32 protein-coding genes and 1 riboswitch are annotated in these 26,684 nt (G+C 37.8%); of the genes, 7 read left to right on the top strand and 25 right to left on the bottom strand.

Going from position 1 to position 26,684, the window contains the following annotated elements; genetic code table 11:
* Nucleotides 1-5 precede the first annotated feature (5 nt).
* On the bottom strand, nt 6-1,106 hold the full coding sequence (gene gcvT, locus CRO56_RS04155) for a glycine cleavage system aminomethyltransferase GcvT (protein ID WP_245855573.1): 1,101 nt from the start codon (nt 1,104-1,106) through the stop codon (nt 6-8).
* 330 nt (nt 1,107-1,436) lie between these two features.
* Nucleotides 1,437-1,546, bottom strand: a riboswitch (glycine riboswitch).
* A gap of 148 nt (nt 1,547-1,694) precedes the next feature.
* On the opposite strand from gcvT, the gene CRO56_RS04150 reads away from it, so the two are divergent.
* Nucleotides 1,695-3,383, top strand: a complete 1,689-nt coding sequence (locus CRO56_RS04150; RefSeq protein WP_097157356.1) for a DEAD/DEAH box helicase — start codon at nt 1,695-1,697, stop codon at nt 3,381-3,383.
* Nucleotides 3,364-4,170 carry a YqhG family protein gene (locus CRO56_RS04145; protein ID WP_097157355.1) on the top strand — a complete coding sequence of 269 codons (807 nt, stop codon included), beginning with the start codon at nt 3,364-3,366 and terminating at the stop codon, nt 4,168-4,170. Before CRO56_RS04150 ends, CRO56_RS04145 begins: the two co-directional genes overlap by 20 nt.
* Before the next feature lie 34 nt (nt 4,171-4,204).
* Here CRO56_RS04145 and CRO56_RS04140 read toward each other — a convergent pair whose 3' ends face one another.
* From CRO56_RS04140 to comGA, 9 genes are read right to left on the bottom strand one after another with little or no spacing between them, the layout of a single operon-like run.
* Nucleotides 4,205-4,384 (bottom strand): YqzE family protein, encoded by a 180-nt coding sequence (locus CRO56_RS04140; protein WP_097157354.1) that lies wholly within the window; start codon nt 4,382-4,384, stop codon nt 4,205-4,207.
* 35 nt (nt 4,385-4,419) lie between these two features.
* On the bottom strand, nt 4,420-4,917 hold the full coding sequence (locus CRO56_RS04135) for a shikimate kinase (RefSeq protein WP_097157353.1): 498 nt from the start codon (nt 4,915-4,917) through the stop codon (nt 4,420-4,422).
* A gap of 14 nt (nt 4,918-4,931) precedes the next feature.
* On the bottom strand, nt 4,932-5,285 hold the full coding sequence (gene comGG, locus CRO56_RS04130) for a competence type IV pilus minor pilin ComGG (RefSeq protein WP_097157352.1): 354 nt from the start codon (nt 5,283-5,285) through the stop codon (nt 4,932-4,934).
* Entirely contained in the window at nt 5,282-5,782 is a 501-nt protein-coding gene (gene comGF, locus CRO56_RS23580) for a competence type IV pilus minor pilin ComGF (protein ID WP_097157351.1), read from the bottom strand. The genes comGG and comGF overlap by 4 nt, the downstream gene beginning before the upstream one ends.
* A complete protein-coding gene (locus CRO56_RS04120; RefSeq protein ID WP_097157350.1) occupies nt 5,706-6,023 on the bottom strand; it encodes a type II secretion system protein in 318 nt (105 codons plus the stop codon). The genes comGF and CRO56_RS04120 overlap by 77 nt, the downstream gene beginning before the upstream one ends.
* Nucleotides 6,010-6,459 (bottom strand): competence type IV pilus minor pilin ComGD, encoded by a 450-nt coding sequence (gene comGD / locus CRO56_RS04115; RefSeq protein ID WP_097157349.1) that lies wholly within the window; start codon nt 6,457-6,459, stop codon nt 6,010-6,012. The genes CRO56_RS04120 and comGD overlap by 14 nt, the downstream gene beginning before the upstream one ends.
* On the bottom strand, nt 6,446-6,751 hold the full coding sequence (comGC, locus tag CRO56_RS04110; protein ID WP_097157348.1) for a competence type IV pilus major pilin ComGC: 306 nt from the start codon (nt 6,749-6,751) through the stop codon (nt 6,446-6,448). Before comGC ends, comGD begins: the two co-directional genes overlap by 14 nt.
* A 10-nt stretch (nt 6,752-6,761) precedes the next feature.
* Entirely contained in the window at nt 6,762-7,793 is a 1,032-nt protein-coding gene (gene comGB, locus CRO56_RS04105; RefSeq protein ID WP_142305187.1) for a competence type IV pilus assembly protein ComGB, read from the bottom strand.
* Complete coding sequence (gene comGA / locus CRO56_RS04100) at nt 7,786-8,898, bottom strand: competence type IV pilus ATPase ComGA (RefSeq protein ID WP_342745869.1); 1,113 nt, start codon at nt 8,896-8,898, stop codon at nt 7,786-7,788. The genes comGB and comGA overlap by 8 nt, the downstream gene beginning before the upstream one ends.
* Before the next feature lie 212 nt (nt 8,899-9,110).
* Between comGA and CRO56_RS04095 the strand changes: the two genes are divergently transcribed.
* On the top strand, nt 9,111-9,353 hold the full coding sequence (locus tag CRO56_RS04095) for a DUF2626 domain-containing protein (RefSeq protein WP_097157346.1): 243 nt from the start codon (nt 9,111-9,113) through the stop codon (nt 9,351-9,353).
* 67 nt (nt 9,354-9,420) lie between these two features.
* On the opposite strand, the gene CRO56_RS04090 is transcribed toward CRO56_RS04095, so the two are convergent.
* Complete coding sequence (locus CRO56_RS04090; RefSeq protein WP_097157345.1) at nt 9,421-10,500, bottom strand: SAM-dependent methyltransferase; 1,080 nt, start codon at nt 10,498-10,500, stop codon at nt 9,421-9,423.
* Between the two features lie 37 nt (nt 10,501-10,537).
* On the bottom strand, nt 10,538-11,164 hold the full coding sequence (locus CRO56_RS04085; RefSeq protein ID WP_097157344.1) for an MBL fold metallo-hydrolase: 627 nt from the start codon (nt 11,162-11,164) through the stop codon (nt 10,538-10,540).
* Between the two features lie 250 nt (nt 11,165-11,414).
* Here CRO56_RS04085 and CRO56_RS04080 point away from each other — a divergent pair, with 250 nt between their 5' ends.
* On the top strand, nt 11,415-11,588 hold the full coding sequence (locus CRO56_RS04080) for a DUF2759 domain-containing protein (protein ID WP_097157343.1): 174 nt from the start codon (nt 11,415-11,417) through the stop codon (nt 11,586-11,588).
* Nucleotides 11,589-11,617: 29 nt separating this feature from the next.
* Here the strand turns inward: CRO56_RS04080 and CRO56_RS04075 are convergent, their stop codons facing one another.
* The 6 genes from CRO56_RS04075 to CRO56_RS04050 form a co-directional block, all read right to left on the bottom strand.
* Nucleotides 11,618-12,736 carry a YqgU-like beta propeller domain-containing protein gene (locus tag CRO56_RS04075; protein ID WP_097157342.1) on the bottom strand — a complete coding sequence of 373 codons (1,119 nt, stop codon included), beginning with the start codon at nt 12,734-12,736 and terminating at the stop codon, nt 11,618-11,620.
* Nucleotides 12,737-13,005: 269 nt separating this feature from the next.
* Nucleotides 13,006-14,193, bottom strand: a complete 1,188-nt coding sequence (locus CRO56_RS04070) for a M14 family metallopeptidase (protein ID WP_097157341.1) — start codon at nt 14,191-14,193, stop codon at nt 13,006-13,008.
* Nucleotides 14,194-14,331: 138 nt separating this feature from the next.
* Nucleotides 14,332-16,221, bottom strand: coding sequence for an LTA synthase family protein (locus CRO56_RS04065; RefSeq protein WP_097157340.1), 1,890 nt, complete (start codon nt 16,219-16,221; stop codon nt 14,332-14,334).
* 327 nt (nt 16,222-16,548) lie between these two features.
* A complete protein-coding gene (locus CRO56_RS04060) occupies nt 16,549-17,493 on the bottom strand; it encodes an ROK family glucokinase (RefSeq protein WP_097157339.1) in 945 nt (314 codons plus the stop codon).
* 7 nt (nt 17,494-17,500) lie between these two features.
* Complete coding sequence (locus CRO56_RS04055) at nt 17,501-17,707, bottom strand: YqgQ family protein (protein ID WP_097157338.1); 207 nt, start codon at nt 17,705-17,707, stop codon at nt 17,501-17,503.
* A 185-nt stretch (nt 17,708-17,892) separates the two neighbouring features.
* Complete coding sequence (locus CRO56_RS04050) at nt 17,893-19,362, bottom strand: spore germination protein (protein ID WP_097157337.1); 1,470 nt, start codon at nt 19,360-19,362, stop codon at nt 17,893-17,895.
* Nucleotides 19,363-19,514: 152 nt separating this feature from the next.
* Here CRO56_RS04050 and CRO56_RS04045 point away from each other — a divergent pair, with 152 nt between their 5' ends.
* Entirely contained in the window at nt 19,515-20,384 is an 870-nt protein-coding gene (locus CRO56_RS04045; RefSeq protein ID WP_097157336.1) for a hypothetical protein, read from the top strand.
* Here the strand turns inward: CRO56_RS04045 and CRO56_RS04040 are convergent.
* The 5 genes from CRO56_RS04040 to CRO56_RS04020 all read right to left on the bottom strand — a co-directional run bounded on the left by CRO56_RS04040 (nt 20,356) and on the right by CRO56_RS04020 (nt 23,790).
* On the bottom strand, nt 20,356-21,909 hold the full coding sequence (locus CRO56_RS04040; RefSeq protein WP_097157335.1) for a rhomboid family intramembrane serine protease: 1,554 nt from the start codon (nt 21,907-21,909) through the stop codon (nt 20,356-20,358). The genes CRO56_RS04045 and CRO56_RS04040 overlap by 29 nt on opposite strands.
* Before the next feature lie 148 nt (nt 21,910-22,057).
* Nucleotides 22,058-22,237, bottom strand: a complete 180-nt coding sequence (locus CRO56_RS04035; protein ID WP_097157334.1) for a hypothetical protein — start codon at nt 22,235-22,237, stop codon at nt 22,058-22,060.
* Nucleotides 22,238-22,310: 73 nt separating this feature from the next.
* On the bottom strand, nt 22,311-22,886 hold the full coding sequence (locus CRO56_RS04030; protein WP_097157333.1) for a 5-formyltetrahydrofolate cyclo-ligase: 576 nt from the start codon (nt 22,884-22,886) through the stop codon (nt 22,311-22,313).
* Nucleotides 22,887-22,964: 78 nt separating this feature from the next.
* Nucleotides 22,965-23,114, bottom strand: a complete 150-nt coding sequence (rpmG, locus tag CRO56_RS04025) for a 50S ribosomal protein L33 (RefSeq protein ID WP_097157332.1) — start codon at nt 23,112-23,114, stop codon at nt 22,965-22,967.
* A 58-nt stretch (nt 23,115-23,172) separates the two neighbouring features.
* Nucleotides 23,173-23,790, bottom strand: coding sequence for a hypothetical protein (locus CRO56_RS04020; protein ID WP_097157331.1), 618 nt, complete (start codon nt 23,788-23,790; stop codon nt 23,173-23,175).
* Between the two features lie 439 nt (nt 23,791-24,229).
* On the opposite strand from CRO56_RS04020, the gene CRO56_RS04015 reads away from it, so the two are divergent.
* Nucleotides 24,230-24,592: a hypothetical protein gene (locus CRO56_RS04015; RefSeq protein ID WP_097157330.1), complete on the top strand. Its 363-nt coding sequence runs from the start codon at nt 24,230-24,232 to the stop codon at nt 24,590-24,592.
* Nucleotides 24,592-25,098, top strand: a complete 507-nt coding sequence (locus tag CRO56_RS04010) for an MltG/YceG/YrrL family protein (protein WP_097157329.1) — start codon at nt 24,592-24,594, stop codon at nt 25,096-25,098. Before CRO56_RS04015 ends, CRO56_RS04010 begins: the two co-directional genes overlap by 1 nt.
* Nucleotides 25,099-25,147: 49 nt before the next feature.
* Here the strand turns inward: CRO56_RS04010 and phoU are convergent, their stop codons facing one another.
* Complete coding sequence (phoU, locus tag CRO56_RS04005; RefSeq protein ID WP_097157328.1) at nt 25,148-25,807, bottom strand: phosphate signaling complex protein PhoU; 660 nt, start codon at nt 25,805-25,807, stop codon at nt 25,148-25,150.
* Nucleotides 25,808-25,876: 69 nt separating this feature from the next.
* A complete protein-coding gene (pstB, locus tag CRO56_RS04000) occupies nt 25,877-26,683 on the bottom strand; it encodes a phosphate ABC transporter ATP-binding protein PstB (RefSeq protein ID WP_097157939.1) in 807 nt (268 codons plus the stop codon).
* Nucleotide 26,684 lies beyond the last annotated feature (1 nt).

The raw sequence follows: 26,684 nt of genomic DNA, 5'->3' as shown, positions 1-26,684 counted from the left end.
CCCTTTTAATTCTTAGGTCTTTTATAAAATGGTAATGGGACAACTTTTGCTTTTACTTTTTTTCCGCGAATTTCAATAAATAGTTCTTCATCTAACTGTAGATTTTCGAAATTAACGAGAGCAACTCCAACATTTCTCTTTGAAGTTGGCAGCTGAGTTCCAGTAGTTACTTCTCCTATCATCTCATCATGACCGTTCCAGACAGGATATCCATGGCGTGGAATTCCCCGTTCGATCATTTCGATTCCTGCTAGTTTACGGACAGGTCCCTCTTCTTTTTGTTTTTTTAGTACTTCTTTCCCATTAAAGTCCATTTCCTTTTGGACCTTCACGGCAAACCCGAGTCCTGCCTCAATTGGTGTAATATCTTTTGTTAGTTCTTGTCCATAGAGTGGAAGGTTCGCTTCGAATCGAAGGGTATCCCTTGCTCCTAATCCGCAAGGCAGCAGTCCAAACGGCTTTCCTGCCTCTAGGATTTGACTCCAAAGATGAGCAGCATCGTCTGCATTGCAGTAGATTTCAAATCCGTCTTCACCCGTATAGCCTGTTCGGGATACAAACGCAGAAACACCCGCAACCAGAACATCCTTTTTAAATTTAAAGAATTTAATCTCTGTTAAATCAATATCTTTCACTAGTGTTTGAAGAATATCCTGGCTTTTTGGACCTTGAAGAGCCAGCTGAGCTATTTGGTTTGAGATATTTTCGATTTCAACATTTCCCGTTTTTTGCGAGTTAATCCAGTCAAAATCCTTTTCAATATTTGAGGCGTTGACAACCAGCAAATAATCATTTTCTGCGATCATATAAACTAAAAGATCATCGACCGTTCCACCATTTTCGTAGCACATAAGGTTATATTGTGCTCCATTTGGCTGAAGCTTTGAAATATCATTTGTGAGAAGCTTTTGTAAGAATGATAGACTATCAGGACCTTTTACTGTAATTTCTCCCATATGGGATACATCAAATAAACCGGCTTTTGTTCGAACTGCCTCATGCTCTTCCTTTATACTAGAGAATTGGACAGGAAGTTCCCATCCGCCAAAATCAATAGTCTTGGCTCCACCGTACGACTCAAACAGGGGTGTGCGCTTTAACGTCACTCTAGTTCCTCCCATCTTAACCTAATTTTTCAATATAAAAGGATTAAAGCTCCTGAATCGAATTGGCTCTTTTGTTTTGCAAAGAATACGTATATTTCAATTTGACCAAAGGCAAGTTTAATGCGACTTTGGTCATTCCCTGAATATTTTTTGCAAGAAAAAAAGAGCCACCTCATCCGTAAATGAGAGGGCTCTGTCCTGGAACCTGAAAGTTTACCGCAAGTTTTTTCTTACTTGTGGCTTTCCCCTTTGGTGGTCTAAGGAAGCGGCTGTTCCAAAAATCAGAAAACTTTAGATGGAATCAGCCCTTTTAGACTCTCTCCAGAGCTGCGTCGAGCAAGAGTCTTTTTGCCTGAGAGATTCACGGTTTTACACCGCTTGCTCCTTCGGCGCCACAATCGAGTACAAGGACTACCTGCAGTCTCTCCCCTTGCTGTCATTCGCTACTATTAAAAATTGCCTTTTTGGACATACTAATAAATGTTGTACTCAAAAAGACATTTAAGATTCAAAGAACTTTCTGAAGCTATTACAATCCTACCATCTAAAGGCATCGGAAGCAATCATTTTTGAGGAGGAACAGTGTTTATGGATTGGAAGCTCGTTTGCAATCAAGAGTGGCAAGAGGAATTTTTAAAAAAATTAGAGGATGATGGCCCTTGGGGAAGCTGGGATATGTTAAAACTTGCTCTAGAAGCGGAACATCATAATTCGATCCCGAGCTTCGAAGGTCTTCAGGCACCTAGGTTTTTGCCAAACCTCACTCCCCTTCCGCATCAGCTTGAAGTAGCCAGGCAAGTAGTTGAGGAAATGAACGGAAAAGCTATCCTGGCAGACGAGGTAGGTTTAGGAAAAACAATTGAAGCAGGTTTAATTTTAAAGGAATATATGATTCGCGGTTTGGTCAAAAAGGTGCTGATTTTAGTTCCCGCTTCACTCGTATCGCAATGGGCTCAGGAACTGAATAATAAATTCTTTATTCCTGCTATCATCCACAGAAAAAGCTATGCATGGGATCAGGTAGACGTTATGATATCCTCTATTGATACAGCAAAACGCTCTCCACACAGAGAAACGATATTAGATTTACAATATGACATGATCATTATTGATGAGGCTCATAAATTAAAAAATCATAAAACGAAAAACTATGAATTTGTACAACAATTAAAAAAGAAGTTTTGTTTATTATTAACCGCTACACCGATTCAAAATAAAATTGAAGAAATTTTTAATTTAGTGTCGCTGCTGAAACCTGGCCATCTCGGGAGTTTGGCAGATTTTATGGAAAATTATAATCAGGATGCACGCTCACTTCAAGGGGACGAGCACCTAAAAGAGTTAGTGAATAAGGTGATGATTCGCAACCGGCGCAATGATACTGGAATTGAATGGACCAAACGCCACGTTGAAACCGTTCCGATCATCTTAACAAAAGAAGAAAGAGATTTATATGAAGCCGTTACTAAGCTTAGAACAGACGATACATTGACGGCAGGCAGCGCCTTTTCTGTCGTCACCCTGCAAAGAGAAGCCTGTTCAAGCCGAGAAGCGGTATATTATACATTAACGAATCTATTAAAGAAGCAAGAAGAACCTAGTGAAGCCCTGCAGACAAGAGTACAGCTGCTCATTGAAAAAATTCAGGCGATCCAAACCAACTCTAAAGCCGAACAGGCATTAAAATTAATTAAAGAGATCAATGATAAAGTGATTATCTTTACGGAATACCGTGCAACTCAGCTTTATCTGCAGTGGTTTTTAAAACAGCATGGGATTAAGTCTGTCCCATTTAGAGGCGGATTCAAACGCGGCAAAAAGGATTGGATGAAAGAGCTGTTTAAAAACCATGCGGATGTTCTTATCGCAACAGAAGCGGGCGGTGAGGGTATTAACCTTCAATTTTGCCACCATATTATAAATTTTGATTTGCCATGGAATCCAATGAGACTTGAGCAAAGAATCGGAAGAATTCACAGACTTGGTCAGGAACATGATGTTAAAATTTATAACTTTGCTACGAAGAATACGGTTGAGGAGCATATCCTTAAATTATTGTATGAGAAAATTCAACTGTTTGAACGGATTGTTGGTGAACTAGACGATATCCTGACAAGGATGGAATTTGGCAAAATTGAAGACCACTTAGAGGATATATTTGGTCATTCAGCAACGGAAGGCGAAATGAAAATCAAACTGGAAAATCTTCAATCTATGGTTGAATTTGCTGAATCGATGAAGAGGAGTGGAACACAGCATGCAGCAACTGGAAATTAAACAATATTTAAAGAATTTCTTCCTTCTGAATCAATGTGATTTAGTCGAAGATGGACCTGGTCATCTTACCATCCAATTAACGATTGATATGGATAAAGAACTGATGAATCGTCCTTTTTATTGGCATTATCTCGAAAAAACAGGCGGAATTCCAAATCCTATGAAGGTTAGCTTCATAACCGATCAACAGCTGGCCCCAGAAGATTTAAAGGGGGAAAAAATCCACTTTGGTTCTCCCCGTCTTCATCAAATTTTTCAGGTAACAAAAAAGCTTTCTAGTTTTGTCCGATTATTTCAGGCTGAAATGGCGGCTACTGGGCAGCATATCCCCCTTCATCCTTGGATTGGCCTCAATATGAAGGTATCTTATCAATGCGATTTAAAAAGGGATGAGTTTCATTCAATCGGATTACATCTGATTACGGGAAGAATGGTGAAGAACTTCCACTCAAGTCTCGAAACCATCGAATTATCTACTAAAATTCCTGACTTGTCGTATACCTTATCCCCTCTTATTAAGCCAAAGAGCGGTTTGATGAGAATTCAGCAGTTTATTGAACAATATATCAATGAGCAAGATGATACGTGGGCAAAGGAAGCACGAAAACGCTGGAAAAAAGATCAGGCCCTGTTAGATCATTTTTACGAGGGACTAGATGAATATCCTGAAACATATTACAAAGAAAAGCAAGCGATTCAAGAACAATATGAACCGATTGTAGAGGTTGAGGTAATCAATGGAGGATTATATTACTTAACCGAACGTTACTCACAGCAAGTTCAATGAGGAAAAGAGGATGAATCCGGCTGAATCGACCGGCTCATCCTCTTTTTTTAAAGATGGAAAAGAAAGCAAAAGGGATTAACCCAAACCATTTCGTCAAAAAAGGCTGCTTATATTCCTTTTTTAGCTGTTTTTGTTGCTTTCTTTCATCTTTTGGCTGTGCATAATGCTGAACAACGGTTTGAGTGATAAACTTTACGTAATCATTCATAGACATATCGGTACACCACCTATTACCAACAGTCTGTCCATTTAGAAGTTTTTTAATTCATTAAGTAATACCGTAAGTGTTTGCTGGACCGTCAAATCAGTTGTATTCATTTGAATATGGCATTGCTGATACAATGGCTTGCGTTCAAGATAAAGTTTAGTAACGTTTTCTTTGCTTTTTGCTAATGGCCTTGTAGAATCACCCTTAATCCGAGCCCATAATGTCTCAAAATCACAGTCTAGAAAAACAACGATTCCATTTTTCAGCATCCATTTCCGATTTTCTTCTTTTATGACAATTCCCCCGCCAGTTGAAACAACGGCATGCTGACGAATAGATTGAAGTACTTTCGTTTCTAATACCCGAAAATGTTCTTCACCCTTGCTGGCAAAAATGTCTTTGATTTTTGTCTGTTCGAGTGTTTCAGCTAACTGATCAGTGTCAAACACGGGTACAGCAAGTTCTTTACCTAATAACTGCGATAAAGTGGATTTTCCTGATCCCATAAAGCCAGTAAGATAAATAGGTTTTTCCAACATAATCCTCTGCCCTTTTAATAACGATTCCAAGTATGGTTTGTCCTATCATACCATAACTCCCATGTATAGGTCGCACCCTTTTTTGTTATGCATTGAAGCTGGAAGAGCGTTTTTTCTTCTTTTCCTGCTAGCACATTCACATGGACGATTCCCTCATTATAGTGATAGGTTTTCCGCTCGGACTGAACTGGACTTTCCTCGATATAATGGACGGTCATCCCAACTAGGCTTTGCAAGGTTTCAATTTGCTGCATTTCCTGAAAGAGTGCAACCTCAGTCACATACATATTTAAAAAAGATGTGCAAACGCCCAGAAAAAAGACTGCAAAAAGGGCTGTATAAGGATAGATCGCTCCATTTTCATTCATGAAACAAACTCCAACCGATGAATGGTAAACCAATCCTTGGAAATGGTCTCACCATTTAAGAAAGTAACTCTGCACCGCAACCGATTATTCACAATCTGCACTTCGAAATCAGAGATATGCTGTAGCACTAATTCATGTCCCAATCCGTTCACCCTCCTTCGTACGATTTCATGGTATTGAGAATAAGTAACGGTTCTCTCAGGAGTCATAATATGAAGGGAAGCATCTGTAATACTCACAGTTTCCGCATCGTACAGTTCACGTTGAATTTCTTCGAAAAAAATAAAAAATTCATATTCTTCAAAGGACTGACTCCTCAGATCTACGCTTGCAATCAAATAAAGGATAACGAGCGTCATACTGGATATAAGAAGCAGGATCGAAAAAGAAATAAGAGTCTCAATTAAAGTAAAACCCTTACTATTTCTCGATAAGTTTAAGACATTTTGTATCCTCTTTTTTCTGTTCACTTTGCTTATTGATACAAACCTCCCCATTTAAAATCGTAACCTCAAACTTTCCATAAAAATTGCTGAACTGATATTCCCTATCTTCGAGTGATTCCATTTCCATAATCGCCTGTTTTAAGGAATAAAGTGTGCCGATATCCTCCTTGAACTGGGCTCTTTGGTTATAAACTAAAAAGAGTGAAGTCATGAGAAACATACAAAGCAGAATCAGAATGAAAGCAAATAATGCTTCGACTAATGTAAACCCATCTTCATTAAATTGCTTCAATTTCGGTTCTCCCTTTGCCTACATAAATAACAAACTTATAGCGTTTCTCACCTATTAAAATATAAAATGTTCCAAACTTACTTACATTGCCATTTGGCAAATAGTAAAACTGTCTTAAGGTAGAATTGATAACCTTAATTTCATCATTATATTTTCTTTGAACTAAATAGTTATTGATTCCGGTTAAAATCATATACCGGTTTTCCTCTGGCACAAATTGAATTCTAACTGTCTGAAAATGAGACATCGCATATACTTTTGCCAAATGCAGATCCTTTTCTAATTGTGTGATAAATTGAGATTCTTTGAAATGCCGGTCAAGGGGTTGTACAGAAAAGATAAAGATGCTCGTACAAATGAGGAAGATAGATAAGACGATTAGAATCTCTGTTAGAGTAAAGCCCTGTGCATCCCATTTCTTCCTATGAGCTGCCATTTGCTTCTCCACTGTCGCTAAATAACTCGCTTACTTCATCTTCACATGATGGCACTTGCTCAGGCAAATACCCATCAGATGCTAAATCATCATAACTGGCTGGTTTCTCATCTTTATCCAGCATAAAGGCTTGAATCTGTCCTTCGACAAGACGTATAAAAGCCTCACAGCCTTTACCTTTAATTGTTTCCTGATGTTTAGCTACATTTGGAACAGTAATCACGAGCAAAATCGAAATAATTAATAAAACAATCATCATTTCGATTAAAGTAAAACCTTTTTCATTCCTCATAGAAATCCTCCTATTTAATTCCTTCCAGCATTTGTATCACTGGAAACATGACTGAAACATAGAGTAAAACCACAACAACACCAATACACAAAAAACAAATTGGCTGGATTAATTTGCTGAAGGTGAGCATTTTTTTCTCCAGAGTTTCAGAACAAATAAGCGAAAATGACAGAAACTCTCTTTCCATTCTTCCATTTTTTTGTCCATGTTCGATTAAGTGCGGCAATTCCTTTAAAAAAATTCGCTCCTCCCTAACTGTGTCAGATAAAGATTCACCTTTAGAAAGTGATTGTTTCATTCTGATTGACATTTCCTGATAGAAAGGTTTATCCTCCCATTCCTTCATAAAGGCAACACATTCAAGATAAGATAAGCCTTTTTGCAGCAAAATACTCCATTGATAGGAGAAGAAGCAGGAATGATAGAGTTTCACAATTGGGCCAACAATAGGGATAACTGACCAAAATAGATGTCTTTTCGTCGCAGAAACCCATTGGGTTATTAACGCATAGCATATAACATTCAAAAGTGAGATCAGGAGTAACCATAGAGAGAGATCAGGAAGATCATTTTTAAAAAACAGTAAAAATTTTAAGGTCCAGGGAGATTTAACAGAGGATTGACTGAACATTGATTCAAACTGAGGTAAAAGCCAGATACAAGTTATGATAAATAAACCTGCAGAAATCACCAATAACACAAAAGGATACACCATCATCTTCTTAATTTTTTCTTTATGGCTATTTAATTGTTCAAGAAACTGACTTCCCTTTATTAGTGCCTCGCCAATATTCCCGTGCTTTTCAGCAATCATAACAAAAATGACGAGGTCAGATTCAAACCTCCAATCCCTAAGAATCGAAAAGAGGTGTTTACCACTTTTTAATTCCGAAATTGCTTCGCCCCAATCGGTTTTCTTTGATAGGAAATCTGTCATTTTTAAAAATAGGAGTGCTTCTTGAATATGATAGCCTGCCTGCAATAGTTCCCCTAGCCTTTTAAAAAAATGGATTTGTTCCTTTACGCTCCACTTCTTATTCAACTGAGAAAGACCACCGTTCAAATTCTTCTTGATCTATAAAACCTAATGCCATCCCTTTTTTTAACTCCTCTTTTAAAGTCCTGTAATGGACATTCCTATGGTTTTTTACTTCTCTTAGAATTTTTTGCAATTCCTTCCCAGCCAGTAACTCAAAAATACAAGCCCTTTTTCTTTTATAAAATGGACAATGTATTGAGCAATCTCGGCCGCAGTATGGGCATTTTACTTGAATTAGCCTCTGGGCAGTAACAGCTATAAGCGCTTGTTCAACTTCATAATCTTTCACCCCTAATTCCAAAAGACGTGTTACAGCCCCTTTAGCATTTCTTGTATGCATGGTTGTCAAAACTAAATGCCCAGTTAAAGCAGCACGGACTGCAACTTTTGCTGTCTCTTCGTCTCTTATTTCCCCAACCACAATGACATCCGGGTCATGGCGTAATATCGCCTTTAATCCGCTTGCATAAGATACGCCTGCCTTTTCATTTACCTGAACCTGCAGAAAATCAGATGAGGTTTTTTCAATAGGATCCTCGAGCGAAATAATATTCCGTTTCAGCCACTTAGAAGAATGTTTGAGAAGAGTATATAGAGTTGTTGATTTACCGCTCCCAGTGGGTCCAGTGAATAAAATAAGACCATGGGCATGCTTTAAAAGGGAAATTAATTTTTTTGTGGTTGAAGGGAAGAGAGCTACTTGCTCAATCGGAATGGCAGTTTCCTGAGGAAGAATCCGAATACTTAAGCTTTCAGAAAATGATGTGGGAAGGGTAGAAAGCCTGAGAGAAACTTTTAGGTCATCCAATACGGTTGTATATGCACCGCTTTGTGGCTTTCTTTTTTCACCAATGTCTAATCCGGCCATAAACTTAAAATGGGCAATCAGCCGGCTTGAGTCTTCATGGGGAAGGTCTTGAATAAAGCGTAAAATATGCTGCAGGCGGAAGAATATTTTAGAGGTCTTTTCTTTAGGGACAATGTGAATATCACTTGCATGGAGGGAAAGTGCTTTTTTAATTAAATTCCGGACCTGTTGCTCTATCATAGCAATTGGATCAACTTCCTTTCTCTGTTTTTCTCCGGCACTTACATTTTCGGTACTCACATGAAAAATTCCTTTAGAATTTTAAAATTTTTTTGCTTATTGTTAAAACCACTAAAAACCATTAACATGACAGCGTTTTCTGAAATTAATGGTGCTGCCAAGAATAATTGTTATGAAACTGACACAAACTTTCCTTGAGGAAATATTTACATTGCTCATCACTTTTATATATAATGTTGTAGTAGCATAGTGGGCACGAAGGAGGGATACATATGGATCGAATGTACAGAGTACTTGGCTTCTGGACTGGAATTTTTGCAATTATGTTTTTCTTAGGAGATATGGTCGAAATCTCTTTACTTTTCTTCGGTCAAACGGCCTTTTTCGTTTTCTTAGGTTATTTAAAGCTCTCAGAGAGAATGTACATTTACATTTTTGGTGCATATCTAACGGTGTTCTTCGCAGGTTTTACTTACTACACAACATTTATGATGACTCCTGGGGCCGGGCACTAAGAAACATAAGCATATCCATAAGCTGTACAAAAAAGAGCTCCTTTTCCATCCTGAAAAGAAGCTCTTTTTATTTTTCAAAAATTAATACATGAAAATACGGACTCATTCCTCCCGGTGAAATTAAAGACTGGACCGCCCGATTCCTTTTCGCCACCGGATGGAATGGATCTGAAATGGTGTGGTTTTCCAGCTTCTCCAAAATCCCATTTTTTAGTAAGAATTCATCTTGCCTCGCCGATTCTGTCAGTATAAACCCATTTTCCTTTGCAACCGCGATAATTAACTCAATTGGCAGATGATAAGTGATATCCATATCACCAGGAGTTTCAAGAACATTTTTCATAAGCTGATGATTTTTAAATCCCCTTAAACTCCCATCCATTAATGCAGGCGTATTCCATTCCTTAATCGGATACATATAATCAATCAGGATTATTTTGCCCGACCCAAGTTTCTGAGACAGGATCGGGAAAATCGACTCAAGTTTAAGCGGAAGTTCGATCTTGAATCCTTCTTTTGGATCTAACTGATATTTTTCAATAAAAGACAAAAGTTTTTCATCCTTTATAGGTTCATATCTTTGATAAAGCTCTCCTCTATTTTCAGCCACAACTGCTTCACAGATAGTTCCCTCGTATTTTGTTATAACTTTTGCAGGCAGCGCATCCAGCCATTCATTTGCAAAAATAACACCATTTATCGGGGAAAGTGAGTCGAGCTCTTCCAATACCTGAATCTGAAAAGGGTATTTTTTTAATAATTCCCGATGATACGGACTTGATTCAATCGCATAATAACAGACTTTATTTAAGCGATTTTTTAATCTTTTTGTTGCATAGGTAAACCATCCGCTTAAAAATTTCCCGGTTCCTGCACCGATTTCGCAAAAATCGAACCTGTCCCATATATCTAGATTGTGTAAACAATAATCGAAAATAATTTCCGCAAATACATCCGAAACAAAAGGGGAAGTATAAAAATCTCCATTCTTCCCGATTTTTTCTCTGTTTTTTTTGTAATAACCTAATTCAGGGTAGTAAAGCGCAAGATTGATAAAATGATCCAGCGGAATAGAGTGTGTTTTCTCTTTTCTAATTTTATTTATGATTAAATTATTTAGGGTATCCATATATAGATGATTAGCCATTTATTATGTAAATTCCTGCTGATGTACGAAAATAGAACTATTTTAAAAACGGATTATGTTCCTTCTCCTGATTAATCGTCGTTTCTTGATCATGACCAGGAAGGACAATGGTATCATCAGGCAAGGTTAATAATTTTTCTTTTATACTTTTTATAAGTTCTTTATGATTTCCCCCTGGCAAATCAGTTCTGCCGATACTTCCGTAAAATAAGGCATCGCCTGAAATAACAAAGCAATCATCCTCAAAGTAAAAAGAAACACTTCCTGGCGAATGACCAGGAGTCTCAAATAAGGTAAACTGAAAACCTTCTACATCAAGGGTTCCTTCAGTTGTAAAAAAGCGGTCTGCGGGCTTACAGCGAACTGTTCCCAAATTAAATAACTGCGACCCGTTTAATGCAGGATCCAACAGCCACTTCGCTTCATTTTCATGTACATATACCGGGATTGAATAAGATTGGCGAATCTCCTCGAGAGCCGCGATATGATCAAAATGACAGTGCGTTAATAATATCGCCCGAGGTGACAGGTTTAATTTTTTTATGGCAGCCCTTATTTTTTCATCTTCACCACCCGGATCAATAATCAGGCAGTTTTTGCTCTCATTCCATACTAAATAACAATTGGCTGCAACAGGTCCTACTGGTGTTCTCTTCCATTTCATCAGTTAATCATCCCTTACTAAGCATATTTATAAATTATTATAACAAAAAAAGAAATCCTATTAGGCTGGGATGATTTAAGCCTTCTGAGAAAACAGCAGATGGTTTCCAGCATGGAACTACTTTTGTCGATTCGTTAAAAAAGTCAGGATTAGTATCGACAAATAGTAAAAAAACTTATAAAATAATGAGGGAATGATAAGGGTATTATATACATATCTAACTTTTGCCTGATCGAAAGGAGCTAATAGAATGGGCTTAGTTATTATTTTTGCTCTCGTGACTATTCTAGGTGCGATTGGAACTTTTACATCATTTAAAAACAAAAATATTTTAGGAATTGTGTTTGGACTAGGTACTTTTCTCGTAATTGGCTGGTTTACAATTATGACAATTCTTAATAGCGGTTACCCCGCTGTACACTAAAAAGCAGATGCTTAAAATGCATCTGCTTTTTAGTTTTCTTCTTCTTTGACCAGCGGTACAATTTTTTGCTCTTCGACTAATAAAATGTTCTCTAATTGATATCCATACATACAATAGCTTCCATTTGGCGAACACTCAATCGGTAAATTCTCAAGTCCTTCCATTAAGGTCTGTCTATCACCGCTGTCTACATGGTAGGAAGACAATAAAAACCCTTTGTTATATAAATCTGCAGCCCCGCCTTCAACTGGCTCAAAGAAAAAAAGTTCATTTTTTTCACTGGCAACATCATAATATGGAATAAGCCATTCAGAGTAGCTATTAAGATGAAAGACTTCGATTTGATCAAGATCTTTTCCATCAGAACGGTAGAAATGATACGTGGCCTTATCGTCTGACTGTTGAGAAGGAGAGAGAGTAAAAAACCATTTTCCAAAGGACTTAGAAAAATACACATCTTCTGCTAACGTCGTTATTTCTCCAGAAAAATCTATTTGTCTTAAAGGGGCGAGCAGACTAGGCTGATTTTCGTCCCAGTCTATGTAATGAAGAGTACTTTCACTTCCCCACCCAGCAAAAGGATGATTCAGTTCAATTGACTCTAGCTGAGAGTTTCCTGTGTCCCAAATATAACTCTTATAGCTCCAGTCTTCTGAAAAGGCTGTAACCAATATTTTCGATTGATTGATCTGATTCCAGTTTGTATTAATTTCAACTGAAGGAATGGTAACTGTCGACGTTACTTTCCCGTTTACATGAAGAATGGTTAATGCTGCTTCATTTTCATTTGATGAATATTGAATCAGTAATTGGTCCCGTTCCGGACTAACCTCAACGAGCTGAACAAATCCCGCTGTCACAAACAATGGTGTTTTTTCTCCAAAAGAAAGATGATATTTAAAAATAGTTGATTCTTGATTTTTGTGCTCGATATAGATTACTTCTTCATTAGAGATCCAATCAACAAACTGAATTTGGTCACTGTCCGCGACCGATAATGGAGTAACCACCATTTTATCAGCAGATTCTTGAGCAGTTTCGCTTTCAGATGGCGGTGGAGTTTCTGAACTTGGTTTTACACGGCTTGAATCTTCACATGCCGTTAAAAACAAAAATAATCCTAATATCAACCCAATAGCTTTTTGCAAATGGTGTCCCCCCCTTTTATATACAAATAACCGCACACATAACTCCCTAAGTATATAGACGATTGAAAAGAAGAAATGTTTCAGATTGTAACAATTTCTTTACTTTAATTACTAAATTAGGACATTCGTAATATAAAAAGAGTTCGACCTGTTAATTCTTAATGTTGGACTAATTTACTAACCGCCTCCAAATACTTTGTTTAATCAAGAAAGAAAATAATCGAATTTACTAAAGGTGCCCTCTTGCTGAGAGAACACCTTTGCCATTCCTATCTTCTATATAAGGCGACTAAGAAAACCCCAAGCATATCCTGATAGATTTTATCAAATTGAGTAATTGGAAGCGGATTAACCCCACTCCCCAATTCAAAAGTAAATCCTGGCCGACGGTAAATATAAATAAACCAGTCCCGGAAACCTGCGTGACTGTCGATATATCTTATCGACTGATATCCGCTTACTCTTTCAAAAACCTCGGCTAATTCTGCAGAGACAGGCGGTTCATATCCTAAATAGCCCCAATAAAATTCTTCACCTTGTGTGTGAAGGGCATACACTTGATCAAACTGCCTGCTCCCAGTTAATTCAGCCATTGCAATCGCTTCGGGCTCTGTAAGCGGAGCCTCACCAGGGAAATCACGCGGACCAGGTACTTGAGGCTTTCTCGCCTGCTCAATTTCCCAATTGGCCGGGTATTGATTATTTAAATCAACACCTCTTATATTAGCTTTCCAGCCGTCAAAGTTCATACTTCCATTGTTCAGCTCGATTACCTCATCTCTTACTGATTGAGGCGGTCCGTTCAAAACTAAATCAACTCCATCCGGATTCACCAGAGGGACTGCAGATAGCGTATTAAAATTGTATAGCGGCAACGTTTGGACTCCTCTAATCGCTTCTCCATTCGTCAAGGCTAAGGCATAATCGTTAATAAAAGTCATGAGAACCGGTGTCGTAATCCATTCATTGGCATGAAAAGAAGCATTAAAATGAATCACTCTGTCTCCTCTGCCTATTCTGAGTTCAGTTAAGGGTTTCCCCATTACACTCTCGCCGATCTGTTCGGTTTTAATAAACGGATAGATTTCTGCTAACGCTAAAAGATCCTCCTGAAACCGACTAGAATTATAGTTTACTTTTCCTTCTATTATTCTAGAAGTAACCCTTTCAGGAAGCCCGATCGTTTGTCCTGGCTGTAATTGATTTGGGTTTACAGCAGGGTTCAGTAAAAGAATCGCATCTATGGAAATTGAACGTTCGTTAGCCAGTTTCCAAAAGCTATCCCCAGATTTTATCGTGTAGCCTACTGAGATAAATCCAGGAATTTGAACTTCGCTGCCTGCTGTAATTACATTGGGATTTAAGCTAGGATTGGAATCAAGAAGAAGTGGAAGCGGGATGCCGAATAATTGACTATAGTACCACAGCGTATCTCCTGGACGTATCGTTATTCTCATTAATTTCCCCCCTACTATACACCTACATATTTAGGTGTATGAACACCGACTAAAAAAATGCACGTACTATTGGAGGGGAAACATGATAATTTATTGGAAATAGAAAAAGGGATTCCCTGAAAGGAACCCTTTTATTTATTACTGTTCGTTTGATCTTTTATCTGTTTGTTCTTTTGAGGCGTTTTCGCCATAGAACCGGAGCAGGTCGCCATAAATAATCTTATCAGAGTAATCTAATTCCTTTGCTGTCATGTCAATATAAGGCTGACACTTGGATATATCAACTGGCTCTTCGGTATTCTTACTGTAGCACACATTTTCAGCATACAGATAATCTTTAGTAACGAAGCTGCCATCCCGTTGCAGTGCATAGTCAAGACGGTCAAGCGCAAATAGGTCAGAACCAAAGTCAATATTTCCTTTCGTTGAAATTCCGAGCAAGTGCAGTAAAGTTGGTTTTAAATCAATTTGACCGCCAACTGTCTCCATAGTTTTCCCTTCCATTCCTGGGATATGGATGATTAACGGAACACGTTGAAGCTGAGTATGAACATATGGAGTTATTTCTTCTCCCAAAAGCTGGCTCATTGCCTTATTGTGGTTCTGTGAAATACCATAGTGATCCCCGTAAATAATGATAATGGAATCTTCGTAAATTCCCTCAGCTTTTAATTGTTCAATAAACTGCTTAATCGCTTCATCTGTATAGCGGACCGTTGGGAAGTAACGATTTAATGTTCCGCTGTTTGAGTCATACTCGTCAATCCATTTATATTCTTCCGCAATTTCAAATGGATAATGGTTGGTCAGAGTAATAAATTTTGCATAAAAAGGCTGTGGCATATCTTTTAGATGATCAATGGATTGTTCAAAAAATGGAATGTCTAATAATCCCCATTCTGTAGTTTCATCTTCAGGAACCTCGTAATCTTCTACATCATAAAACCTTTTATACCCAAGAGACTGGTACATAACATCACGATTCCAAAAGCTGCTATTATTCGCATGAAGGGAAGCAGTAAAATATCCATTTTCGTTTAAAATTTCTGGCATTGCTTCATATTCATTTCCGGAGTGGGTAAAGAAAACAGCTCCTCGGCTTAATGGATATAATGAATTATCTACCAGAAATTCAGAGTCAGATGTTTTACCTTGGCCTACCTGACTATAAAAGTTTTCAAAATAAAAGCTATCCTTAATAAAATCGTTTAAAAATGGAGTAACTTCTTCGCCATTAATCTTTTCCCCCATGACAAAGCTTTGCGTAGACTCCATAGAAATCACAATCACATTTTTGCCTTTTGCTGCACCAAATAATTCCGGATTCGGCTCTTTGTAATTGGCTCTTACATAGTTTTCAATATCAGCAAGCTCACTGCCATCAGCTAACGCTCTTTGAGCTGAAGTCTTAGACTGAAGAAAAATGTCATATAAGTGATAATTATAGGTTCCAATATTTTTAACTAATATTTCACGGTCGAATGTTCTTGTTAGCAATTGCGGCCTTTCAGCCTCTGCCAATCCCAGATTAAAGAAGGCGATAGCAAATGCCACTAAAAAGTAAGCTCTTCTGACTCTTTTTGAGTAAAATGGCCGTGTAATAAAATTGGGCTTATACCACATAATCAGAGCGAGAATGACAACATCCACAAAATATAGAAAATCAAGCGGATGAATTAGTGTTACGATACTGCCTCCCAGATCACCGAGGTTGTCAGTTTGGAATAAAAGCGGGAGCGTAATAAAATCATGGAATTCTCGGTAGTAAACAACGTTGGCATACAGAATGACTGATAATAGAGAATATGTTATAAAAATAAATCTGCCCTGATTCTTTTCTTTCAAAAACATGCTTAATCCAAACACGATGAGCAAGAAACTTAGCGGATTTATAAAAAGAATGATTTCTTGGGTCACATTATCGATTGGAATTGAAAAGCTAGTTTTATAGGCGATATACGTTTTAAGCCAAAGAAACAAAGTAGGAATGGCAAGCAGAGAGATCTTTGGCCATTTTACGTTTCGCATAATAATAACCTCCTATAAACTACATCCCCTGTAATTTATTTATAGTTTTAGCAAAAAAAGGATTTGAAATTGAACCTTGGATAATCTTAATACGTTCTTAACAAAAAATCAAATGAAAATTTACACACTGTTAGAATAATAATTTAGTGTAAATTTTGTTACCCCTATTATAGACGGTTAAAACCATAAAATGGTTTCAAACTCGTCCATTTTTTTAAAAATGATACAATTGACATGTAGTCTTAAGTCACATTTGAATTTAATCCTAGGTTAAATATCTATCATTCGACATTTTTTGAAAAATAATTGCTTATAGGAGGAGGGTTTTTATTTATGAGCTAGCCATGCCGCACCATATATGCCTGCATCATTTCCAAGGGTGGCCACACTTAAGCTAGTCGATTCCTGAACTGTCGGAAATGAAAAACTGTAAAAATATTGATTGACTGGTTCAAGCAGCGTATTTCCTGCGCGGGAGACTCCTCCGCCTATAACAATCTTTTCTGGATTTAATGTATTTCCAAGATGACTTAATGCCCAGCCAAGATAAAATGCAACTTTTTCTACTACTTGTTTAGCAAAGGCATCCCCTTTTTCTGCTGCATCAAATATCGATTTCGCACTAAGATCTGCTCTATTTAGAATGGTTTCACCCGTAAAATCTGCAAGACTCTGTTTAGCCAGCCTTACGATCCCTGTAGCAGATGCGACTGTTTCTAAACAGCCTGTCTTCCCGCAATTACATGGAAGTCCATTCTCAGGGACAATCGTCATATGCCCGATTTCGCCGCCAGCACCTTTTATGCCATGCACTACTTGGCCATTTGTAATGATCCCGCCGCCAACACCTGTACCTAGGGTTACACATACCATGTCTTTTGCGCCTTTTCCCGCACCCATCCACATTTCTCCAAGAGCCGCACAATTAGCATCATTTTCGGTCGTGACAGACAATCCTATTGCTTTTTCTAATTCTGCTTTCAATGGAAATTGCTTCCACCCGAGATTTACTGCCTCAAAGATAATTCCCTTCTCAACATGAACGGATCCTGGTGCTCCAACCCCTACACCGATTACCTGATTTTTTTCAATATGTAATTTTAAAAGCTTCTCTTCTAGCGAATGGGCAATCGACGGAACAATTTGGGTTCCATTGTTACTCAAGTCAGTCGGGATATCCCATTTATTCAGCAATTCACCGGTTTGAGAAAACAATCCCATTTTCGTTGTGGTACCCCCCAAATCCACCCCTGCTAAAACGTTTTCATTCATTTTTCCTTTACCCCTTTCTCCGCTCCAACTCTTTTGTAATTTCACTTCTAATCAGTAAAATCGCACTTTGATAATCTTTTGTTTCAATTAACTGTGACTGGTAAAGCTCTTTGAGTTCTTCTTCCATCAGCTGCAAATCAGCCAAACGGTCTCCTATATAAATAATAGTGCCATATTCTTTTAAGAACTGCTGTACATCATATAATGTTTTCATATTTTTTACCCTCTTCTTTTTCTTCCATTAAAAGTATACGGAAAGGAAGAAATCTACACAAGTAAAAACAAAAGCGGAAGCACCCGTTTAGAGACGTACGGACAGGGCTGAACCGCAGGTAACAAATTTGTATTATCTTTATACTATTTTCTTATCAGAGAAAAAGACAGGATCTTTCTCCTGTCTTATCTGTCGGGATCTCTTGGATGAAGAAATCTTGGTCTCCTATTTTTTAAAGGCAGCGGTGAACGAATTAAAACGTCTCTAAACGCCTTATAATTAAAGGGGATAAATGGCCACATGTACGGAACATTAAATGAACGGACTGAGGTTAGCCATAAGATCCAAATGGTTGTGCTCAAAACGAACCCATAAACCCCAAATAATGCTGTACTTATTAAAATAAAGATCCGTACAAGCCGATTAGCCAAACTTAACTCATAACTTGGTGTAGTAAATGTTCCTATTGCAGCAATCGATAAATAAAGAATCACCTCATTAATAAATAGTCCTACCTCTACCGCTACTTGTCCAATCATAAGGGCTGCAACCAATCCTAAGGCAGTCCCTAATGCATTCGGAGTATGGATCGCAGCCATCCTCAATATATCTAATCCTACTTCAATGATTATGAACTGCATAAGAAGAGGCATATTCCCCGTATCTTTTGGTCCGATAAATTCAAGCGCATCTGGCAGTAATTCGGGATGGATTGAAAATAAATAATATAATGGCAATAAAAATAAGGATCCCCAAACTGCTATAAAGCGAACTAGCCTCATGTAGGCTCCTACAATTGGTTTATTGCGATATTCCTCAATATGCTGGAGATGATGCCAAAACGTTGTTGGTGAAATAAGAACACTCGGAGAGCCATCGACAATGATACAGACATGTCCCTCATATAAATGAACAGCGACCGTGTCTGGTCTTTCTGTATACCGTACGACCGGATTGGGATTCCAGTGTCGCCCTGATATGTATTCTTCAACCGTTTTCTCAGCCATTGGCAAGCCATCGGTATCAATCTTCTTAATCGATTCCCGAACCATTTCCACAAGCTTGGGATCGACAATTTCTTCAATATAACAAATCGCGATGTCGGTTTTTGATCTTCTCCCAATTTGTAAATATTCCATTCTTAATGATTTATCTCGTATTCTTCTTCTTGTTAAAGCCGTATTAAAAACAAGAGTTTCCACAAATCCATCCCTTGAGCCGCGTACGACTCTTTCTAAATCCGGCTCTTGAGGCATTCGGGCCGGATAGGTTCTGGCGTCAATTTGGATTGCTTCCTGAACACCATCCACTAATAAAATAGATGGACCTGCCAGGACTGTATCCGCAGCCTTCTCCAAATCATCAATCGTATCTATTTCTATATAGGGGATAAACCGTTTTAAAAGAAGCTGAAGCGTATCACCATCCAGCTGAGATTCTTCTAATTTAGACAGGTACTTCATAAGCAAGTGCAGAATATCATCTTTTGCAAATCCATCAACTAAATATAAAGCCATATCCTTATTTGCGTAATTCAAATCAAGGCGAATCACGTCAAAACTTTTATCTACTTGAAGCAGGTCGTTCATCGTTTTGACATTTTCTTTTAAATCATTTGAAACCGGATATTTCTGGTCTGTCTTTGATTCTGTCATAGTAGTCAACTCCCATTATCCGAACCATTCATACTATACATTTTTGGCCTTCCCATAAAAAAACATACATTTATTTCGGCCAAGCCTTCATAACTGGGAATAGACAAACATATAGTGTTGAGAGGTATGCTGTTAGGGAGGGAGATTAGCTCATGCTAAAAAATAAGTGGGTCTTCATTACAATCACAGCCTTTATCCTTGCATTTACAGGCTTTTACTGGCATATATCAAATAAGGCCGAAGAAAGCTTCACCTATTTTCCTCCCGATCCCACAGCACGGTATGACTCTGGCTACACAACCTTAACCTTAAATCAAAAAAGTCCTGATGGACCGTATGAAATTAGCTGGAAAAGTCAATCCTCCTTGGATCAAAAGGCCTTTTACCGGCAAGATGTTGCTCTTCTTTTTGAAGGCGGAAGGCTAAAGGGGAAGATGGGAGAATGGAAGCAGAATGTGAGTGATATTTTACAAGAAAGCACCTTATTTTTTAAGGATTCACAATTGATTCAAGCAATCACTTTTCACTTTTCCGAAATTCACCGAGGTGAAAAAATCGGAAGTGCTCAAAAGCTTTCCAGCGATTTTCTCTATATTATTGATTCTCAATTTAGTCCTTTTGAAAGCTTCAGGCATCCTGAGAATGAAGAAGAGGAAAAATGGAAAAACACCATTGATCAGGTCGTGAGAAATAGATTAGAAAAAAGCTGGAGAAAAGCTGCTGACAAATTTAATATAAATCTCGATCAATATCAAGCTTTTCCTTTAATTCAAATTGCTCAGTTTGATGATAGGCCATTACCGGGTTTTTCTTTGCTTGAAACAAAAAAAATCGTCGGACAATTATGGGAGGGACTTTACAAAAATTATTATTTAGGAATTAAAAAGCCAGACGGTTCTTTAGAAGATGCATTGGATAGTATTATGCCTCTTATTTTAGTGGCAAAGGATCGAACTCATCTCTTCGTTTTAACAGAAACAAAAAGCGGAGAATCTATTGTTCTCCGCCAACAAATTGACTAAGATCATCTGTCCATTGCTTGTATTGATCATTGCCAGGATTTATCTCTCTTGCCTGTTTAGCCCATTCATACGCTTCTTCTAACTGCCCAAGGTTATAATATACAAGCGATAAATTGTAGTAGGCCTGGTGATAATCTGGGCTAATTTCGATTACTTGCTTTAAATGAGAGCCGGCTAAATCATATTCCTGCCACTGGAATTCGATATAGGACATGATAAAATAAATATCTGCAGAGGGCTCCCCATTTTCAAGGTCATAGGCTTTGACAAGTTCATAAGCTTTTTCATAGTTTTCCTCCTCTGCATATTGTTGCGCGATATGAGCAAGATAGGTTCCTTCCTCCTCCTGAACACCCTGCTGGGCTCCCGCATAGAGCAGGCCAGCTCCTATCCCAAGAGTGAGGACAAGAAACAGCACTTGAGTGGATAAACGGAATTTTTTTGGAAAGTGAACAATCCCCGTTGCCGCAAATCCCCCGATTAGACCCCCGATGTGGCCAGCGTTATCAATACCAGGGATCGTAAATCCTAAAGCTAAATTGAAAGCAATGACAATAAAAATGTTATACCCTATTGTCCTCAAGAATAGTTTAGGCTGAAGCATTCCGAAATATAAAAGCGCACCAAAACAGCCAAATATAGCACCGCTTGCTCCCGCCGATAGAGTAGGGCTAAACGCGAAGCTAGCAATTGAACCCATAATACCTGCAATCATATAAATTATGAAAAAGCGAAGGCTTCCAAAAATCCTCTCCACAATAGCCCCTAAATAATATAATGCCACTGTATTCATAAGTAAGTGGAAAACACCGATATGGATAAAAATGGGCGTAATTAAACGGTACCATTCTCCTTCAAGGATGAGCGGATTAAATTTAGCCCCGAATTCAAGTAATGTTCTGGGATCCTGACTTGACCCTTCCATCTCCATCCAAGCAAACACAGCTAGCTGAATCGCCATAAAGAAAAAAGTGAAAATAGGTTTACCGTGTTGAAACGTTTTTTCTTCTGTTTTTCTTTGTTGAGCTGCCCATTGTCTCGTGTATTCCTGGTACTGTAAAACGTCTCGTTCATCAGGAGTTTCAAGGAAAGGTTCCTTCCATTCCAACCCGCACAGCTGTGCAATCATATCAAGAGACTTGCCCTGATCTGCCTGATCTAAAATCATTGTATACCAGGACAATCCCGGACTATTAGCAGGCTGGTACCATTCCGATACAGCATCGAAACCATCATCAACGGGTGGATATGGCGATATGTAAATATTTAAAACAGAAACCGTTTTTTTATATAATCTTGTGTTTATTTCTTGAGCCTGTTTAATCGACAGTTCATTATGCTGCCTTAGCCAATACGACCAGTCAAGATTATATTGATTAAGATGAATGAGATCTGCCTCTTTCCCCTCCACCTTTTCTAACCATATTTCTTTCCCATTATTCGATTCAAAAATAAGCCTATACCTGCCAGAGGATGTTAATTCATAGGCTATTTTCCAAAACAAATACGATTCCCGAAAACTCATGCGCTTGCACCCTCTCTATAACGAAACAAATTCGACCTGATTATCCATATTCTAAACTGAATACAGGCTCTTTGTCTTAGAAAACAAAATTAATAGAAGGAAAAATATATAAAAAACAGAAGAGCAATTCCTCTTCTGTCAGCTGGTATTACATCTTAAATGTAGTTTGCATCAACCTGTCTCGTAAAAAAGGGAGCTGCATGGAATATCGAACCATCAGCTTTCGGATAAAATACTGTCCTAATAACAAATTCACAATCTTATACCGATTTCGGTAAACAGTTAAAACTGCTAGACAAGCAACGATCCATTTGATTAATGAAGACATAATCATCCCTCCTACCCTTAGTTTGGCAAGAGAACGAAGCTTTATCCTTCTTTTTTATATTGTTTAAGCCATGCTATTCTCTGTCAGTTTGAATAATAGTCCCTTCTGTCACAATTTGCTGTATTTTTCGGTCATATGGATCAGCTGGTATTGAGTCCATAAGCTGTTCCTTAAAGGCTAGAGAAAGTGTTTTTCCTGGGAAATCAACTAAATAACGGTCATAGTACCCCCCGCCAAAACCGATCCGGTATCCGCTTAAAGAAAAGGCTAAACCAGGGACGATTAAAAGGTCAATCTCCTTTTTTTCAATTGACTCTGTTGCGGCAGGCTGGGGCTCCCATAAATGAATATACACATTTTCCAATTGGGTAAAGGAACAAAGCAGTCTAAAGTCCAGATGCCTGCGTTGGACAATACATCTGGGAACGGCTACCTGTTTCTTTTCCAGCCATGCTTGTTTGATTATAAAATATGTATCGACTTCAGGAAAAACTGAAAGTGTAATCCCAATTGTCTGTGCGTTTTTCCAATCCGGTTGCTTTATTAGCGTTTCTGCAATCGAGTAAGACTTTTGTTCATAAACCGGTTTAGTCAATTGCTTAAGGCATGTCTTCATTTCTTTTCGAATCAATTCTTTTGTTTTGTCCATAGTGATCCCTCAATACAATAAGTCATAAACACAATAAGATAAAAAAATAAAAAGCAGCGAAGATAAATATCCTGCTGCTTACTTAGTTTCACGATGTACTGTTGTACGCTTTTCTCTTGGGCAGTATTTCTTTAGCTCAAGACGATCTGGGTTCGTACGCTTGTTTTTAGTGGAAATATAGTTACGCTCACCACATTCTGTGCAAGCCAATGTAATATTCACGCGCATTGTTTTCCCTCCAAACTATAAATGCATCTTACACGACTTTTCTATGATACCATTTTTTTTAGGACAATGCTAGTACGTTTTTCTTGATTTCATCATTCCATTGTAAAACCTCATGATTCGTCTTCCCCTGAACTGCCCAGGCCCAGGCAGTTACGGATTCACCTTGCGGGATTTCTGTTTCTAACGAGAACATGGAACTGATGGCGCCTCTGGCAATCGGCTTATATTCAATCTTCCCTTTTTTTAGATTTGCTTTCATTTTCTTCTTTAATTCAAATGCCGGGAATACAGCACATTGCTTTATGGGCTCCCCATTAATGGTACCATTTACTAATTGGATATTTTTTTCATTGAAAATAAAAATACAGTCATTTTGGGGAGAAATATAAGCGTATTGCTGATATTGAGGAATAAATTCACTTTCAAAAAACAATTTAACATGTCTGGTGATCGATGAATGGTTAAACATTTCAATCCGTAATACTTTTCCCTTTGTTCCAAAGGAAAAACTTTCAGTTTTCCAATTTATTTGGCTTAGTGTGTTTGGCCCGGAAGCGGTTAAATTGAGTACCCCATCAGACCAAATATAGCTTTTCAGCACACTCTTTAAATCACGGCATTGACGTGTATCTGGCATTGACATTAAATCTGAAAAAAGATTAAGATTTGCTTTCATATCCCACCATTTCCTTCTGCTTATTTTTAAATCATTAGCTTCTCTGCAAAACAGCTTGTACTTTTATTTTCAGACACTCTAATAAAAAAACCCTGGTAATCGACTGTCCTTGTTTTTGGTTAACAAAAGATTATAGTATGCTTAGTTTTTTTTGTTTATGTCATCTTATATATATGGTAGCACCTGAAAAATATTCAGACAATAAACACATTTTGTCGTAAAATGTTGGTCCTATGACAGTTCTGACCTTAGGAAAGAAGAAAAATTTCATACAGGTTAACTTTCCATGTTTCTGATCAAATTTCTATTGTTTTTCGTTTATTTGCGACAAAGAATATTACAATTTCATGTAAGTTTGACGAAGTTTCGTCAATTTTGTTCCGAAAATAGACTTGGTATGTTATAACTATTTTAGACTTACAGCAAAGGGTGGAATAATATGGATTTTCTACTTTATATAGTAATGGCCGCATCGATTTTAATATTCATTGGTTCCTTGTTTATGCCGAACCGTATCCAACAAATGGAAACCGAGTTAGAAGAGCTATCTTACCAGGTTATCCAAGATTCTTATCAGTTTAAAAAAAGATTAAAAGTATTAGAGGAAGAACTCTTAGTAGATCACAGTCCTTCACCATTATCAGCGAACTCTGTAAAACCAAACGAAATTATTGTGAACCAAGTTCTTTCCTTACATAAGCAAGGGGTTCCGATCAAACAAATTGCTTCTCAATCTGCCTTAAGCCTAGATGAAGTAGAAAAGATTATTGAAGCCAAGGGTGCAGAAAGAGGGGCTTTTTAATGCAGCGGCAACTCATACAAGGATTCGCAATCGGTATGTTTTTAACAGCTTGTATCAGTTTACTAGGGTTTTATAATTTAAATATAAATGAACAAAATATCGATCCTAAGCAGGCAATTGAGGAATTGGAGCAGAGCGGATATCAGGTTTTATCAACAGCTGAATGGAATGATTTGCAAACACAAATTGTAAATAACAAACCGCAGGAAGAGGAAGCAGCTGAAGAAGAAGAACAAGACGAGACAGAAAACTCCAGCGGACAAACAACGCAATCAGATGAAAAGAAATCAGACACAAAATCTTACACATTGACAATAGAAGCGGGGATGAATTCAAGTGACGTTTCTGAAAGATTAGAGGAAAATGGAATCGTTGAAGATTCTTTTGTGTTCCAGCAATATTTAATAGACCGGAATCTGGACGGGGCGATCCAAATCGGATCCTACCAGGTATCTAGCGATATGTCTTTTGAAGTCATTACATCTATAATTACAAAGGGACGATAAAAAGTGAGGCTGCCCTCCATACGGATGACAGCCTCACTTTTTTAAGGCATTATTGGTTTAAATCATATCTGCGACCTTTTACTAAATAAAATATATATTCAGCAATATTGGTTGCATGGTCAGCTGTTCTTTCAAGGTAGCGGCAAACGAACGATAGCTGCGTGATTTGCGCGTGATTTTCTGGCTGTGTTTGCATTAAGGAAAGTAAATCTTGAATTGTTGAACCGTAGAGATCATCAACAACGTCATCTAAATCCGCTAATTCCTTCGCTTTAACCAGGTCTTCCTCGGAGTATCCCTCCATAGCTAACTCAATCATCTTAATTGTGCTTTCATGCATTTTTTTTATGGAATCGATCGGCTTGACTAATGGCTGATTCCCGATTCTAATCGTTGATTTTGCTAAATTCACTGCAAAATCAGCCATTCTTTCCAGGTCAGATGCAATCTTAATCGCAACAATAATTCTCCGTAAATCAATCGCAACTGGCTGCTGCTTTGCAATCAGTAAAATAGCGGTATCATTGATTTCATCTTCTAGTAAATCTGCTTTTACATCCTCATCCATAATTTCTAGGGCTTTTTCGACATCTTGGTTTTCCAAAGCATCTAATGCTTTAATTAAAGCCGCTTTTGTAAAATTGCCTAATTGGATTAGCTTATCCTGAAGCTCTTTTAAATTAATTTCAAATTGTTCTCTGACTGGCATATGCCTACCCCCACATCAAAATGAAATATCAGGAATGATTATATTTCTGCAATTCTAATGAACTGCCTCTTATCCAAAACGGCCAGTAATATAGTCTTCTGTCCGTTTGTCATTAGGATTGGAAAAGATGACATCAGTTGGAGCAAATTCTACTACTTCGCCATTCAAGAAGAATGCTGTTTTGTCTGAAATCCGTGCAGCTTGCTGCATATTATGGGTAACGATAATAATGCTATATTCCTTTTTCAATTCTTGAACAAGCTCTTCCACTTTGAGGGTAGAAATTGGGTCAAGGGCAGATGTCGGTTCATCCATTAGGATAACATCAGGCTCAATTGCTAAGCAGCGGGCGATACATAAACGCTGCTGCTGTCCTCCTGATAATCCATATGCGTTTTCGTTTAATCGGTCTTTTACCTCATCCCAAAGGGCAGCACCGCGGAGACTTTTCTCAACGATTTGATCGAGAATCTTTTTATTCCGAATGCCGTGGATTTTTGGTCCATACGTAATGTTATCATAGATCGATTTTGGGAAAGGATTTGGCTTTTGAAACACCATTCCTACCTTGGTACGCAATTCCTCCACACGGTATGATTTATCAAAAATATTCTTACCGCGATAATTAATTTCACCAGCCGTTTTTACACTTGGGACTAATTCAATCATACGATTTAATGTTTTAATATAAGTTGATTTACCGCAGCCAGATGGCCCGATAATAGCTGTCACTTCATTTTCTGAAATATCTAAGTCAATATTTTTTAATGCATGGTTATTTCCATACCAAAGATTTAATTGTTTTGTTTCATAAACTAATTTAGAGTTCATTTTATCCTCTTGGTTCGTTATTTCATTTTTCTCTATTTTAGCCATA

This window comes from Bacillus oleivorans (assembly GCF_900207585.1).
Lineage (GTDB): Bacteria > Bacillota > Bacilli > Bacillales > JC228 > Bacillus_BF > Bacillus_BF oleivorans.
Note: the sequence above shows the minus strand (reverse complement) of the source record. Positions and strands in the feature narration are given on the sequence as shown.